Genomic DNA, 15,659 nt, shown 5'->3' on the forward strand with positions numbered 1-15,659 from the left:
AACCGGATGAGTACCCACACGAGCCCGCCACCCCTACGGGTAGCCATCGTGGGCACGGGCAACATCGGAACCGACCTGCTGTTGAAGGTCGGGGCGTCCCCCCTGCTGGAGTGCGTCCTGTTCGCCGGACGCCGCGCCGGATCACCCGGGATCGAGCTGGCCGAGCGCCACGGGGTGCCCACCAGCGTGGCCGGCATCGACGCCGTCGCCGCCCGCGCCGAGCACGTCGACCTGGTCTTCGACGCGACCTCGGCCGACGACGCCACCCGCCACTGGTCCGTCGTCGCGCCCACCGGGCTGCCGTTCGTCGACCTCACGCCGGCGCACCTCGGCAAGTTCTGCGTGCCGGCGCTCAACCTGGACGACTGCCTGGACGAGCAGTACCTCAGCATGGTCACCTGCGGGGGACAGGCGGCGGTCCCGATGGCCCACTGCATGGCGGAGGCCGCGGAGGGCATCGACTACCTGGAGATCGTCTCGGCCAGCGCCTCGGCCACCGTCGGCCCCGCGTCCCGGGCCAACCTCGACGAGTACGTGCACACCACCGAGCAGGCCACCATCGAGTTCTGCGGCGTGCGGCGCACCAAGACCGTGCTGATCATCAACCCCGCCGACCCCGGCATCGTCATGCGCAACTCCATCGCGGTGACGAACGCCGAACGGCTGGACCTGGACGCCCTGCGCGCCTCCGTCGCCATGATGGAGAAGCTGATCAGGTCGTACGTGCCCGGCTACCGCGTCGTCGTCCCGCCGGTGGCGGTCGGTGACCGCACCACCATCGTCGTGGAGGTCGAGGGCCGGGGCGACTGGTTCCCGCGCTACGCCGGCAATCTCGACATCATCACCTGCGCCGCGCTCGCGGTCGCGGAGGCCCGGGCGGAACGGGGTCGGTCATGAGCGGCGCACCGAAACTCAGCATCTGCGACACGACCCTGCGCGACGGCAACCACGCGGTCGGCCACCAACTCGGCCGCGCGGACATCAGCGCGTACGCGCGGGCGGCCGAGGCGGCCGGCGTGGACGTCGTCGAGGTCGGCCACGGCAACGGGCTCGGCGCATCGTCCATCCAGGTCGGCATGGCCGCGCTTAGCGACGCCGAGATGCTGCGGGCCGCCAAGGCCGAGCTGCGTACGGCCCGCCTCGGCGTGCTGTCCATCCCCGGGTTCGCCAGCGTCGAGCGAGACCTCAAGCCGGCGCTGGACTGCGGCGTGGACGAGGTCCGGGTCGGCGCGCACTGCACCGAGGCGGACGTCACCCGGCAGCAGGTCACGATGCTGCGGGCGATGGGCGTCGCCGTCAAGGGAATGTTGCTGATGAGCCACATGGCCTCGGCGGCGAAGCTGGTGGAACAGGCCCGGCTCATGCAGGGCTACGGCGCCGAGGCGGTCATCCTGATGGACTCCGCCGGCGCGTACACGCCCGAGAAGGTCCGCGAGAAGGTCGGCGAGCTCGTCGAGAACCTCGACATCGCGGTCGGCTTCCACGCGCACAACAACCTCGGCATGTCGGTCGTCAACAGCATGACGGCGATCGAGGCCGGGGCGACCATCGTCGACGTCACGGCGCGCGGCTTCGGCGCGGGTGCGGGCAACGCACCGATCGAGCTCGTCGCGGCCAACCTGCACGTCGGGCAGGTCGAGACCGACATCCAGCTCTTCGGCGCGCTGGACGCAGCCGACGTGGCACAGGAGCGGTTCGTCAAGCACGTGCCCACCAACGACAGCGTCACCATCGCCAGCGGGATCGCCGGGGTGTTCTCCGGGTTCGCGGCGCCGGTGCGGCGCGCGAGCGCCCGCTTCGGCGTCGACCCCCGCCGGATCCTGCTGGAGCTGGGCAACCGCCGGGTGGTGGCCGGCCAGGAGGACACCATCATCGAGGTCGCCATGTCGCTGGCCGCCGAGCAGGAGGCGTCGAGCCAGGTGTGAGCGGTCGTCAGGGTTCGCATCACAGGACATAGGAGGAGCAATGCAACGCCTTTCCACGCTCGACGAGGCGGCCGACCTGGCCGCGGTCGCCGCGCTGCTGCAGATCGGCGCGGAGATCGGAGTGGACCGACTGCTGGACTCGGGCGGCACGTTCAGCGCCGCCGATCTGGCCAGGACCGCCGAGCTTCCGCAGGCCGGCGTGGACGACTACCTTGCCGCGCTGGTCGCCGCCGGGCTGGTGGTCGGCACGGACGTGCCAAACCGCTTCCAGGCGGCCGAGGACTACCCGGACCGGCGGTACGCGGCCGGCTACGTGTCCTGGGCCATGAGCGCCAACGGACCGTTCCTCGCCAACGCGCGGGAGTTCCTCACCGACCGCGACGCCGCCGCCCGGGTCCACCGGCGCGACGGACGCCGAGTGGCGGTCAGCTCGCGGTGGATCGGCGAGCGGGCGTTCTATCCGCCGATCATCGACCGGGTCGCCTCGGCCGGTGCCTCGCACGTGGCCGACCTCGGCGCCGGCGCCGGCGGACTGCTCATCGAGCTTCTGGGACAGGATCCGGGGCGTACGGGCGTGGCGCTCGACAGCAGCGGCGCCGCGTGTGCCGCGGCGCGGGAGGCCGCCGCCGCCGCGGGGGTGGACGACCGGCTCAAGGTCGTCGAGCGTACGGTCCAGTCCCTCGCGGACGATCCCGGGCCGATCGAGGGCGCGGACGCCGTGCTGGCGTGCTTCGTCATGCACGACATCGTGGCGGACGAGTCGGTGGCCAAGGCCGTGCTGGGCGCCTGCCGCGACGCGCTGGCTCCGGGCGGGTTCATGGCGGTCGCCGACGCGGTCTCCTATGCGCCTGATCCCGGGGAGCGGAGGTTCAGCGCGCTCTTCACCTACCTGCACGCCAGCTTCATGCGGGTGACCCTCCCGACCGAGCGGCAGTGGCTGGACACGTTCCGGGCCGCCGGCTTCTCCGAGACCGGGTGCGTACCGCTCGGCGTGCCCGGTGGCCGGCTCTTCGTGGCGGCCAGGTAGTGGCCGCCAAGCCGTCGCTGCACCGCGAACTCGCGGGGGAGCTCCGGACGGCGGCGCGGACCCTTCGTGCCGTGCCGCCGATCTCGACCCGGCATCCGCAGCTCGACCTGGCGGACGCCTACGCCGTCCAGAGCGAGCTGCGCGAGATGGAGCTGGCGGACGGCGCGGTCCTGGCCGGGCTCAAGATCGGTGCGACGAGCGAGGCGATCCAGTCGATGTTCGGCATCGACCATCCCGACTTCGGCTACCTGACGGACCGGATGGTGCTCGACGACGGCGCCGACCTCGACCTGGGCCGGTTCATCGCGCCGAAGGTCGAGGGCGAGATCGCGTTCCGGTTCGCGGCGGACCTCACCGGCCCGACCGTGACCGCGCAGGACGTGCTGGCCGCCACCGCGGAGGTCCTGCCGGCGCTGGAGGTGCTCGACAGCCGGATCCAGGACTGGCGGATCGGCCTCGTGGACACCGTCGCCGACAACGCCTCGTCGGCGTTGGCCGTCCTCGGCGCCGGCGTGCCGCCCGACACGACGGACCTGGCCGACGCGCGCATGCAACTGCGTAGCCGCCACGGCGTGCAGGCGGGGCGGGGCTGCGCCGTGATGGGTCACCCGGCCGAGTCCGTGGCGTGTCTGGTCCGCATCCTGTCCGGGTTCGGCACCGGGATCCGGGCCGGGCAGCTCGTGCTCTCCGGTTCCTGGGCGGCGGCCGTGGACCTCGTACCGGGTGACACCGTGCGGGCCTCCTTCGGCGCCCTGGGCCAGGTCGCGCTGACCACCCGCGGCTGACGTGATCCGGGGTCCCGGATGGCCCCGGACCGTTCCGGTCTCGCCCCCGCACACGTCCCGGCCCGGCCGGGACCGATCGACCGCCCGCCGGTCGGGCAGCACGCACCCGACGACCTGTTCCGACGACGAGACGACTACCACCGAGGAGACCCCGGACCGATGACCATGCTGGTGGACGAGACCGTCCCGCCGCACAAGGCGGCCTACGACTTCTCCCTCTTCGAGGCGATGGAGTCGGAGGTGCGTTACTACTGCCGCAAGTTTCCGGTGGTGTTCGACCGGGCCCGGGGCGCCGAGCTCTACGCCGAGGACGGCCGGATGTTCACCGACTTCTTCTGCGGCGCCGGCACCCTGAACTACGGCCACAACCATCCCTACCTCAAGCGTCGCCTCACCGAGTACCTCGCCAGGGACGGCGTGATGCACGGCCTGGACATGTACACCGTGGCGAAGCGGACCTTCCTGAGCCGGTTCCGGGAGCAGGTGCTGGCCCCGCGAGGGCTGGACCACAAGGTGCAGTTCTGCGGACCGACGGGCACCGACGCGGTGGAGGCGGCGCTGAAGGTGGCCCGCCGGGCCACGGGACGCCGTGGCGTCGTCGCCTTCACCGGGGCCTACCACGGCATGTCCCGCGGGTCGCTGGCGGTCAGCGGCGGCCGCCGGGCCCGCGCCGCCGGGCAGGTGGGCACGGCGGACGTGACGTTCGTGCCGTACGAGGACGGTCCGGCGGGGCCCTTCGACTCCATCGGCTACCTGGAGCGGATGCTGTCCGACCCGTCGTCGGGGCTGGACCTGCCGGCCGCGGTGATCGTCGAACCGTTGCAGATGGAGGGTGGGGTGTACCCGGCCTCGGCCGACTGGCTGCGCCGGCTGCGCGAGCTGACCACCCGGTACGGCGTCCTGCTCATCTTCGACGAGATCCAGTCCGGCTGCGGACGGACCGGCACGTTCTTCTGCTTCGAGCACGCCGGCGTGGTGCCGGACATCGTCACCGTCTCCAAGGCGATCGGCGGCTACGGGCTGCCGCTGTCGATGGTGCTGTTCCGACCGGCACTCGACGTCTGGTCGCCGGGGGAACACACGGGCACCTTCCGGGGCAACCAGCTCGCCTTCGTCGCCGGTGCCGCCGCCTGCGAACTCTGGGGCCAGGACGGCTTCCGCACCACCGCCGCGGTCGGCGCCCGGCGACTGGAGCGCTTCGGCGCCGAACTGCGCGACAGCGAACCGGCGCTCGCCGTCCGGGGCCTGGGCATGGTCCTCGGCATCGACCTGCGGGCGGCCGGCGGCGCCGAGCGGGCCGACCGGATCCAGCGGCGCTGCTTCGAGACCGGGCTGATCGTCGAACTCTGCGGGCGCGACGACGAAGTGATCAAGGTGATGCCGCCGCTCACCATCGACCTCGCCCGGCTGGAGCGGGGCCTCACCGTCCTGCACCGGGCCATCCAGGCCAGCTGACCGACTCCCGCGACCGTTCCCGGAGGATCCCGATGGACCGCCGTCCCCGCCGTCACCTGCTGTCGATCCAGGACCTCGGCGACGCCGACCTGCGGCACCTGGTGGCCCGCAGCGCCGACTACGCCGCCGGTCGGGTCCGCCCCGCCGACCGGTTGCGCGGCCTGGTCACCGCGGTCTACTTCCGCCGCACCTCGACCCGGACCCGCACCGCCTTCTCCAGCGGAGCCCTGCGGCTCGGCTCGCAGCTGATCAGCTACGGCCCCGGGGACCTGCAACTGAACACCGGCGAGACGGTCGGGGACACCGCCCGGGTGCTGTCCGAGATGGTCGACCTGTTCGTCGCCCGGACCGCCGACCCGGTCGCCGAGCTGCGGGCGTTCGCCGCGCAGGACCGGATGGGGGTGATCAACGCGATGAGCGCCGAGGAGCACCCCACGCAGGCGCTGGCCGACCTGAGCACCATGACCCAGCGGTTCGGTCGGGTCGACGGGCTGCGGGTGCTCTACGTGGGGGAGGGCAACAACACCGCCGCCGCGCTCGCGCTCGCCCTCACCCGGTTCACCGGGACGCGGCTGCACCTGCGCACGCCGCCCGGGTACGGGCTGGACCCGGGCGTCCTCGCCGCCGCCCGGGTGGCCGCCGGGCGGAGCGGCTCGTCGGTCGCCGAGGCGCACCACATGTCGGACCTGCCGGAGGTCGACGTGGTCTACACCACCCGCTGGCAGACCACCGGCACCAGCAAGCCGGACCCGGACTGGCGGCGCGTCTTCGCGCCGTTCCAGGTCGACGGGGCGGCCCTGGCGGCGAGCCCGCGGGCGGTGTTCATGCACGACCTGCCGGCCCACCGGGGCGAGGAGGTCACCGCCGAGGTGCTGGACGGTCCCCGCAGCATCGCCTTCGACCAGGCCAGGCACAAGATGTCCAGCGCCCAGGCCGCGTTGGAGTGGTGCGCCGGGTGAGCCCGGCCGCCGGTCGGTGCGGCATCTGTCCGACCCGCACCACGGCGGCCCCGATGGCGGGAGCGGGAGCACCGGCGGGCCGGTCGCCCTCGTCGCGTGGCGGATCGCCGCAGGTCGGAGGCGGTGCGCCGGCGCCGGCGAAATATGGGTACCGGTTACCCATGTGACCCCTGCGGGGCGCCGGCACGATATCGGCGTGGACAGATCGGGGACGCGGGACACGGCGGTGGTGGGCGGTGCGGGCGGCGCGTGGTGGGCGCCCGGGCTCACGCTCGCCGAACGGGTACGGGCAGCCGAGCACGGCGGGTCCGTCGCCGCCGACGCCGTCTCCGAGCACGCCGTGCGGCGGCTGCGGGACTGGCGTTCGGCGTACGAGCTGGGGACGACGGGTCAGTTCGCGCACCGCCTGGCGGCCCTGAGGATCACCGAGCGGCAGTTCCTGGCCCTCCTCGACACCCCGCCGGCGGCGCTGGCGGACGGGTCGGGCGCGCCCGCCTGGGCCGAGTTCACCGAGCGGGCGCTCGGCCTCGCCCCCGGCGGCGCCTCCCACCCGTCCACGGGCACCCCGTGGTCCGACGCGTTCGCCGGCGTGCTGGCGCCGTTCGTCACCGCCGCCTGCGCCGACCTGCGGCAGCGGGTACGGGCTCCCGGGACGTCCGCGGTGGTGGACCTCGCCGCGGTGTACGCCGGATTCGCCGACGCGCTCCGCAAGAGGCTGGTCGCGATGGCCTCGCGTACCTTCGTCCTGGAACTCAACGCCGCCCGCGCCGCCGGCCGGCTGGTGGGTCCCACGCCCGAGCACCGGTTCGCGGCCTTCGTGGCCGACCTCGCCCAGCGCGGGCGGCTGACCCGGGTGATGACGGACTACCCCGTGCTGGCGCGGATCCTGGCGACCGCCTGCCGGCACGCCGTCGAGGCGACGGCCGAGCTGCTCGACCGGTACGTCGCGGACCGGGCGGAGATCCTCCGGCGGTTGTTCCCCGGCCGGGATCCGGGACCGCTGGCCGGAGTCGACGTGGCGGGGGACTCGCACGGGCACGGGCGGGCGGTGGCGCTCCTGCGCTTCGCCTCCGGCGCCCGGATGGTCTACCGGCCGCGCTCGGTCGCCGTCCACGTGCACTTCAACGAGGTCCTGGACTGGCTTAACGGGTTGCTGCCGGAGCTGGAGCTGCGCACGTTGACGGTGCTCGCCCGCGACGGCTACGGGTGGATCGAGGTCGTCGACCGCGCCGCCTGCTCCGACGCCGCCGAGGTCGGCGCGTTCTACCGCCGGCAGGGGGTGCTGCTCGCGCTGCTCTATCTGCTGGGCATGACGGACATCCACCACGAGAACCTGATCGCCTGCGCCGACCAGCCCGTCCTCGTCGACGTCGAGACGCTGCTGCACCCCGACCTGCCCGTACCGACCGCCGCGCCCGACCCCGCCGCCCGGGCGCTGCGGACCTCGGTGTACCGCACCGCCCTGCTGCCGCAGCCGCTCATCGGCGAGCGGGGCGTGCTGGACATCTCCGGCCTCGGTGGCGACCCCGGCGCGCAACAGCTCCGGGAGGCCGTCGAGTGGGCCGCGGCCGGCACCGACACGATGCACCTGGTGCGTGGTGCCGCGCCCATGCGGGCGGCCGAGAACCGCCCGACGCTGCATGGCGTCCCGGCCGATGCCGCCGAATACACGGGCGAGCTGCTCGCCGGCTTCCGGGCCGGGTACCGCGCCATCGCCCGGCGGGCCGGCGACCTGACCGGCCCGGACGGCCTGCTCCGGCGGTTCGCCGCCGACGAGTTGCGGGTCATCGCCCGGTCGACGCGGACCTACACCGTGCTGCTGAGCGAGTCCACCCACCCCGACGTGCTGCGCGACGCGCTCGACCGTGATCAGATCTTCGACCTGCTCTGGGCGGCCTCGGTGGACGACCCGGTGCGGAACCGACTGGTGTCCCGCGAGATCGAACAGCTCTGGGACGGCGACGTCCCCCTGTTCACCTGCCGCCCGGAGGACCGCGACCTGACCGGTGGCGACGGTGTCGGATTCGTCGACGTGCTCGACGAGCCGGTGCTGGCGACCACGCTGCGCAAGATCGCCGCCATGGGCGCCGTCGACCAGCGCGACCAGGAGTGGATCGTCCAGGCCGCGCTCGCCGGCCGGCTCGGCGGGGCACGCCACGAGTGCGCCGAGCCGGTGGCCGTCCGGTGGGAGGCCACGGCACCGGACCCGGGCAGGCTGCTCACGGTCGCCTGCGGCATCGCCGACAAGATCATCGCGGACGCGTACGACGACGGCGTGTTCGCCAACTGGCTCGGCCTCGAACCGGTGGACGGCGGGCACAGCACGATCATGCCGCTGGGCGCGGGGCTGGGTAACGGATACCCGGGCACCGCCCTCTTCCTGGCCGAACTGGCCCGGCTCACGGACGTCGACCGCTACGCCGAGGCCGCCGGCCGGGCGGTGCGCCAGCTCCCGGTGCTGCTCACCGCGATGGAGGCCCGGCCGCACCTGGCGAGCACGGTCGGCAGCGGCGGGTTCACCGGCCTCGGGGGCATCGCCTACGCGGCGGCCCGGCTCGCCGACCTGCTCCAGGACGACGCGCTCGGCGACTCCGTCGAGCCGGCGGTACGCCTCGCGGCGATCGCCGCCGCGACGGAACCCCAGCTGGGCGTGCTCGACGGGCTCGCCGGCTGCCTCGCCGCGATGCTCGCCGTCAGCGAGCTGACCGGCCTGCCGCTCGCCGCCGAGACGGCCCGCGACTGCGCCAAGCGGCTGCTGGCGGCCGCTCCGTCGCTGCCCGCACAGCCCGGCTTCGCCACCGGTACGGCCGGGATCGGCTGGGCCCTGCTGCGGTTCGCCCAGGCGGAAGGCGACGAGCGGTACGCCGAGGCCGGAAGCGAGATGCTGGCCCGTGCCGCCACCGGCCCCTTCCCGGACCTGTCGGCGCACTCGTGGTGCCACGGCGTCCCCGGAATCGCGGTCGCCATCGCCGACCAGGGCCGGCTGCTGGCGGACCCCGCGCTGGCCGCCTTCGTGGACCGCGCGGCGACCGCCGTGTCGAGATCGGGGCTGGTCGGCGACCACAGCCTCTGCCACGGGGAGCTGGGCAGGCAGGAGATGCTGTCGGTCGCCGCCGCACGCGGTCGGCAGGCCGCCGTCAGCGTTCGCTCCGACCAGGCCGGGCAACTGGTCGCCGCGCTGGACCAGGCCGGCCCGAGGTGCGGTGCCGCCGGCGGCGTGAGCGTCCCCGGCCTGCTGGATGGCCTGGCCGGGATCGGCCACGGTCTGCTCCGAATCGGCTTCGCCGATCATGTGCCCTCGGCACTGCTGCTGCATGCCGAGCCGACGACATCCTGACGCGGTGTCGAGAACCAGATAAAGGGGGAAGATATGCGGAACAAGGGGGAAGACATGCGGAACGACCTGACTGCTCCTCGACCGGCGGCGGCGGAGGAACCCGGGTCGGCCGACACGCACCCGGCGGGCGAGATCAAGCTCAGCTTCCTGTGGCACGTCGGGAGGCGGACGGGCATCCTGACCGGCCTGATGATCGCCGCGCCCGCCATCGCGGCCATCATCGACACCGGCGGTACGGGCGGTCACTCGTCGGAGTGAGCCCCCGCCGGGGAGCGGCACCTTCCCGTGTCGTGTCATCGACAGCGGGCGCCCCGTGTTCGACGCGGTAATGCGGGTGCCGCTCACGTTAGCCTGCGGGCATGCGTTTCTCCTCGCCGGTGGTGATCGGACGTGATGCCGAACTCCGCACCGTCAACGCTCGACTGACGGCCACGCGGGCCTCGTCCGGCGGCGCGATCTTCCTGATCGGCGAGGCGGGGATCGGCAAGACCCGGCTCGCGGAACACTGCGCGCACGCGGCGGCGGAGGCCGGTATGGAGCTGCTACGGGGCCGTAGCAGCTCCACCGGCCCCATCGTCCCGTTCCGCCCGCTGACCGAGGCGATCTTCTCGCTGTCGCGCACGGGCCGGCTGCCGGACAACACCGAGCTGGCGCCCTACCGCCCGGCCCTCGCCCGGCTCATCCCCGAGTGGCGGGACCCGGCGGTGCCGGAACGGGTGGCCTCGATCGTCGAACTGGCCGAGGCCGTCCTGCGGCTCGTCACCGCCGTGGCCGGGGGCCGGGGTTGCGTCCTCATCCTCGAGGACATCCACGACGCCGACGCCGAGACCCACGCCGTCGTGGAGTATCTGGTCGACAACCTCGCCGACCTGCCCATCCTGATGGTGGCCACCATGCGGCCGGGCAGCGGCCCCGCGACGGAGCTGGCCTGGGCCGCGGCCGTGCGTCGGTCCGCGACCGTCGTCGAACTGCGCCCCCTGTCCGATCAGGAGGTCCACGAGCTCGCCTCCGCCTGCCTCGACACCGATGCCCTGCCCGCCGAACTGACCGACCGGCTGGTACGCGACAGCGAGGGCAACCCGTTCGTCGCCGAGGAACTCCTCAACAGCATGATCGGCGCGCGCGCACTGGTCCGCGACGGCGACGGCTGGCGGTTCAGCGACGACCCGGGCATCGCGTTGCCGAACACCGTCACGCTCAGCGTGACGCGCCGGCTGGCCAGCCTCGATCCGCAGGCGCGGACGCTGCTGCACACCGCCGCGGTGCTGGGCCGTCGCTTCCCCGTGGCCGCGGTCCGGGCGGCGACCGGTCTGGAGGAGCGGGCCATGCTGAGCCACCTGCGTTCCGGGGTGGACGTCGAGGTCATCATGCCCGACCGGTCCACCCCCGACTGGTACTCCTTCCGCCACGCGTTGACCGCCGACGCGATCCTGGCCACGCTCACCCCCGCCGAACGGTCCGCGCTGGCCAAACGCGCCGCCGACGCGCTGGAGTCGGCGTACGCCGGGCTGCCCGGACACTGGTGCCAGCTCGCGGCCGAACTCAGGCAGACCGCCGGCGACAACCACGCCGCGGGCCTGTTGTTCGCGGAGGCGGGCCGGCGGGCCCTCGGCGACGGCGCGACGACCTCGGCCGTCACCCTGCTCGACCGGGCGTACGGGCTGACGTCCGACCCGCCCGACCCCGAGGCACGAGCCGGCATCCTCGAGTCGCTGCTCAACGCCCTGGCCGAAGCCGGCCACGCGAACCGGGCGTTCGCCCTGGTCGACGACGCGACCTGGGTGAACGCCGTGACCCTCGGCGTCGAGCAGCACGTCAGCATCCGGACCCGGCTCGCCTGGGTCGCGGTCATGACCGGACGGTGGTCCGACGGCGCGACCCAGGTACGCATCGCCCGGGCGATCCTCGGCAGCAACCCGCCGCCGGGGCCGGCGGCCCGGGTGGACGTGGTCGAGGCGCACCTGATCTTCGGTGACGGCGACGGCTGCGGCCGGACCACGCAGGCCGAGCAGCTCGTGCTCCAGGCCCTGGCGGTCGCCGAGCGGGTGCCGATGGCGGAGACGGCGTGCCAGGCCCTGCAACTCCTCGCCATGATCGCCCGCAGCCGGAGCTTCGACGAGGCGGAGTCCTACCTGACCAGGATGCTGGCGATGGCTGAGGAGCACCGCCTGCCCCTGTGGCGCATCAACGCGCTGTTCCGGCTCGGGGTCAACCAGAGCATGCGCACCGGTGAGCAGACGCTGCTGCGCCAGGCGGAGCAGGCCGCGCAGCTGTCCGGCGCCATCATGCTCGGGCAGAGCATCGAGGGCGTGTACGCGATCCGTGCCGTGATGCAGGGCGACTACGCGACAGGTGACGAGCTCGCCGCCCGGTGCGCCGCGGCGACCGCCCGGCTGCGCAACGTCGACGACCAGCAGTTCGCGCTGGTGACGGCCGCCGCCTCCGCCGCCCACCGGGGGCGACGGCGACTGATGGAGCAGCGGCTCGAGGAGTTCCGGGCGGTCGGTGGGGGAGAGTCCGGGCACGTGCCCCTCGCCTACGGCTTCTGCGAAGCCGTCTGCGCGCTGCTGGAGGAGGACCGGCCGGCGGCGATCCGGGCCCTCGACCTGGCCCGGGCGTGGGAGGACGACCACCCGAACACCTACTACATGACGGGTCGCTTCGGGCTGCGGCCACTGCTCGACGCGCTGGCCGGGTCGCTGGACCGCACCGGCATGGAGGCGGTGGCGCTGGCGCCGGGCGCGAGCCTGCGCTGGAACCGGCAGTTCCTGCACCTGGCGAAGGCGGTGGTGTACGGGCGCGCGGGGCAGCGCGAGCGGGCCGCCGCGGAGGTCGCGCTGGCCCTGGAGGCCGCGGCGCCGTACCGCATGTCCCACCACCTGGGGTTGCGTCTGGTCGCCGAGGCCGCGCTCGCCGACGGGTGGGGCGAGCCCGTCGCCTGGCTGCGGGCGGCGGAGGACCACTTCCACAACGTCGACGCGCCGGTGATCGCCGGCGCCTGCCGGGGCCTGCTCCGTCAGGCCGGCGCATCGCTCGGGCAACGGCGCTCCGGTCACGACCGCATCCCGGCCCGGCTGCGCGCCGTCGGGGTGACCGTCCGCGAGCACGAGGTGCTCGTGCTGCTCGCGAAGGGCCACGACAACCAGGACCTCGCCTCGCTGTTGCATCTCTCGCCGCGTACGGTCGAGAAGCACGTCGCCAGCCTGCTGCTCAAGACCGGGCACGCGAACCGCAGGGCGCTGCGCGACAGCGTGGACGAGCTGCTGCGGTCCGACAGCCGATCCGGAAGCCGTCGGTGATCGACCTCGGACCCACGGTCGTCCGGCCGGGGGCCGCGTCGGAGGTGGGCGGGTCGAACCCGGGAAAAACTTGATCCGTTCCAAAATACTGGACTATGTTCATCACGTGACGCCCGACTTCGAGACCCAGCTGCGGGCGGTCTCGTTGCGCGTGACGCGGCCCCGGTTGGCGGTGCTCAGAGCGCTGCGCGACCATCCGCACGTCGACACCGACACGGTGATCGCCCTGGTGCGGGCGGAGCAGCCCACGGTCTCCCACCAGGCGGTGTACGACGTGCTGCGGGCGCTCACCGACGCCGGTCTGGTGCGGCGCATCCAGCCCGCCGGGGCGACCGCCCGCTACGAGTCCCGGGTGGGCGACAACCACCACCATGTCGTGTGCCGCTCCTGCGGCGCGATCGCCGACGTCGAGTGCGCCGTCGGCCATGCCCCCTGTCTCACCGCCTCCGACGACCGCGGCTTCGCGGTCGACGAGGCGGAGGTCGTCTACTGGGGCACCTGCCCCGACTGCGCGACCGAACGCACCGTTCAGTGATCCGCCAGTTCGGAAGGAAGCACATGAGCGACACCCAGGACAACGGCCCCGTCAGCGCGCAGGGCGTGGACAAGAAGGAGGCGGCCGGCTGCCCGGTCGCGCACGACTCCGTGACCGCGCACGGCAGCGAGAGCGAGAACCCGGCGATCGACTCGCCGACGCCCAAGACCGGAGGCCGTCCGCGCACCAACCGGGACTGGTGGCCCAACCAGCTCGACCTGTCGGTGCTGCACGCCCACTCGTCCAAGGGCAACCCGCTGGGGGCGGACTTCAGCTACGCCAGGGAGTTCGCCAAGCTCGACGTCGAGGCCCTCAAGCGGGACATCGTCGAGGTGCTCACCACCTCGCAGGACTGGTGGCCGGCCGACTTCGGCCACTACGGCGGCCTGATGATCCGGATGAGCTGGCACGCCGCGGGCACCTACCGCATCGAGGACGGTCGCGGCGGCGCCGGCGACGGCGGGCAGCGGTTCGCCCCGCTCAACAGCTGGCCCGACAACGCCAACCTCGACAAGGCCCGCCGGCTGCTGTGGCCGGTCAAGCAGAAGTACGGCCAGAAGATCTCGTGGGCCGACCTGCTCGTGCTCGCCGGCAACGTCGCCCTGGAGTCGATGGGCTTCAAGACCTTCGGCTTCGCCTTCGGCCGGGAGGACGTCTGGGAGCCCGAGGAGATCTTCTGGGGTCCGGAGGACACCTGGCTCGGCGACGAGCGCTACACCTCCGAGAAGGAGATGGCGGCCGGCGTCGGGGCGACCGAGATGGGTCTCATCTACGTCAACCCGGAGGGCCCCCGCGGCAACGCGGACCCGGCCGCGGCGGCGCACTTCATCCGCGAGACCTTCGCCCGGATGGCGATGGACGACGAGGAGACCGTCGCCCTCATCGCCGGTGGCCACACCTTCGGCAAGACCCACGGCGCCGGCGTCGCCGACGACCACGTGGGCCCCGAGCCCGAGGCCGCCCCGCTGGAGGCGCAGGGCCTCGGCTGGCTGAGCACCCACGGCAGCGGCAAGGGCGGCGACACGATCACCAGCGGTCTCGAGGTGACGTGGACCGACGTGCCGACGCAGTGGAGCAACCGCTTCTTCGAGATCCTCTTCGGCTACGAGTGGGAGCTCACCACGAGCCCCGGCGGCGCGAAGCAGTGGGTCGCCAAGGACGCCGAGGCGATCATCCCGGACGCCCACGACCCGTCGAAGAAGCACAAGCCGACGATGCTCACCACCGACCTGTCGCTGCGCGTCGACCCGGCGTACGAGAAGATCTCGCGCCGCTTCCTGGAGCACCCCGACGAGTTCGCGCTGGCCTTCGCCAAGGCCTGGTACAAGCTGCTGCACCGCGACATGGGCCCGGTCAGCCGCTTCCTCGGGCCGTGGGTGCCGGAGCCCCAGCTGTGGCAGGACCCGGTGCCGGCCGTCGACCACGAGCTCGTGGGTGACGCCGACGTCGCCGCCCTCAAGGCGAAGGTCCTCCAGGCCGGCCTCACGACCGCCCAGTTGGTCTCCACCGCCTGGGCCTCGGCCGCCAGCTACCGGTCCACCGACAAGCGCGGCGGCGCCAACGGCGCGCGGATCCGTCTCGAGCCGCAGCGCAGCTGGGAGGTCAACCAGCCCGAGCAGCTCGCGACGGTCCTGGAGGCCCTGGAGGGCATCCGGCGGGAGTTCAACTCCGCCGGCGGCGCGCAGATCTCGCTCGCGGACCTGATCGTGCTGGCCGGCTCGGCGGCCGTGGAGAAGGCGGCGCGCGACGCCGGCGTCGAGGTCACCGTGCCGTTCCACCCCGGCCGCACCGACGCCACCGAGGAGCAGACCGACGTCGAGTCCTTCCGGGTCCTCGAGCCGCGCGCCGACGGGTTCCGCAACTACCTGCGTCCCGGCGAGAAGACCCAGCCGGAGGTGCTGCTCCTCGACCGTGCCTACATGCTCAACCTGACCGCGCCCGAGATGACCGTCCTCGTCGGCGGCCTGCGCGCCCTCGAGGCGAACGTCGGCGGCACGCGGCACGGCGTCCTCACCGACCGGCCCGGCGTGCTCACCAACGACTTCTTCGCCAACCTGCTCTCCCCGGGCACCCGGTGGAAGGCGTCGGAGTCCGACGAGCACGTGTACGAGATCCGGGACCTGGCCACCGACGAGGTGAAGTGGACCGCCACCGCGGTCGACCTCATCTTCGGCTCCAACTCCCAGCTGCGGGCCCTCGCCGAGGTCTACGCCAGCCAGGACGCGCGCGAGAAGTTCGTCGCCGACTTCGTCTCGGCCTGGACCAAGGTCATGGAACTCGACCGGTTCGATCTCGCCTGACGCGACTCCGGACGACGAGCCCCCGGTCGATCGACCG

11 protein-coding genes are annotated in these 15,659 nt (G+C 73.2%); all 11 read left to right on the forward strand.

What is annotated here, in order from left to right:
• Positions 1-6 precede the first annotated feature (6 nt).
• The 11 genes from ACLQ22_RS29900 to katG all read left to right on the forward strand — a co-directional run bounded on the left by ACLQ22_RS29900 (position 7) and on the right by katG (position 15,622).
• Positions 7-897 (forward strand): acetaldehyde dehydrogenase (acetylating), encoded by an 891-nt coding sequence (locus ACLQ22_RS29900; protein WP_425695250.1) that lies wholly within the window; start codon positions 7-9, stop codon positions 895-897.
• Complete coding sequence (dmpG, locus tag ACLQ22_RS29905; protein WP_425695251.1) at positions 894-1,925, forward strand: 4-hydroxy-2-oxovalerate aldolase; 1,032 nt, start codon at positions 894-896, stop codon at positions 1,923-1,925. Before ACLQ22_RS29900 ends, dmpG begins: the two co-directional genes overlap by 4 nt.
• 40 nt (positions 1,926-1,965) lie before the next feature.
• The gene (locus tag ACLQ22_RS29910) at positions 1,966-2,952 is read left to right on the forward strand and encodes a class I SAM-dependent methyltransferase (RefSeq protein ID WP_425695252.1); all 987 of its coding nucleotides are present in this window, start codon (positions 1,966-1,968) and stop codon (positions 2,950-2,952) included.
• A gap of 71 nt (positions 2,953-3,023) precedes the next feature.
• Complete coding sequence (locus ACLQ22_RS29915) at positions 3,024-3,737, forward strand: 2-keto-4-pentenoate hydratase (protein WP_425695253.1); 714 nt, start codon at positions 3,024-3,026, stop codon at positions 3,735-3,737.
• A 159-nt stretch (positions 3,738-3,896) separates the two neighbouring features.
• The gene (locus ACLQ22_RS29920; RefSeq protein ID WP_425695254.1) at positions 3,897-5,192 is read left to right on the forward strand and encodes an aspartate aminotransferase family protein; all 1,296 of its coding nucleotides are present in this window, start codon (positions 3,897-3,899) and stop codon (positions 5,190-5,192) included.
• A gap of 32 nt (positions 5,193-5,224) precedes the next feature.
• The gene (locus ACLQ22_RS29925) at positions 5,225-6,151 is read left to right on the forward strand and encodes an ornithine carbamoyltransferase (protein WP_425695255.1); all 927 of its coding nucleotides are present in this window, start codon (positions 5,225-5,227) and stop codon (positions 6,149-6,151) included.
• 196 nt (positions 6,152-6,347) lie between these two features.
• Positions 6,348-9,488: a type 2 lanthipeptide synthetase LanM family protein gene (locus ACLQ22_RS29930; RefSeq protein WP_425695256.1), complete on the forward strand. Its 3,141-nt coding sequence runs from the start codon at positions 6,348-6,350 to the stop codon at positions 9,486-9,488.
• 54 nt (positions 9,489-9,542) lie between these two features.
• Positions 9,543-9,746 (forward strand): hypothetical protein, encoded by a 204-nt coding sequence (locus ACLQ22_RS29935; protein WP_425695257.1) that lies wholly within the window; start codon positions 9,543-9,545, stop codon positions 9,744-9,746.
• 101 nt (positions 9,747-9,847) lie between these two features.
• On the forward strand, positions 9,848-12,787 hold the full coding sequence (locus tag ACLQ22_RS29940; RefSeq protein ID WP_425695258.1) for an AAA family ATPase: 2,940 nt from the start codon (positions 9,848-9,850) through the stop codon (positions 12,785-12,787).
• Positions 12,788-12,893: 106 nt separating this feature from the next.
• The gene (locus ACLQ22_RS29945) at positions 12,894-13,322 is read left to right on the forward strand and encodes a Fur family transcriptional regulator (RefSeq protein ID WP_121401296.1); all 429 of its coding nucleotides are present in this window, start codon (positions 12,894-12,896) and stop codon (positions 13,320-13,322) included.
• Between the two features lie 23 nt (positions 13,323-13,345).
• On the forward strand, positions 13,346-15,622 hold the full coding sequence (gene katG / locus ACLQ22_RS29950) for a catalase/peroxidase HPI (protein WP_425695259.1): 2,277 nt from the start codon (positions 13,346-13,348) through the stop codon (positions 15,620-15,622).
• Positions 15,623-15,659 lie beyond the last annotated feature (37 nt).

Source organism: Micromonospora sp. DT178, assembly GCF_049841695.1.
Classification (GTDB): Bacteria; Actinomycetota; Actinomycetes; order Mycobacteriales; family Micromonosporaceae; genus Micromonospora.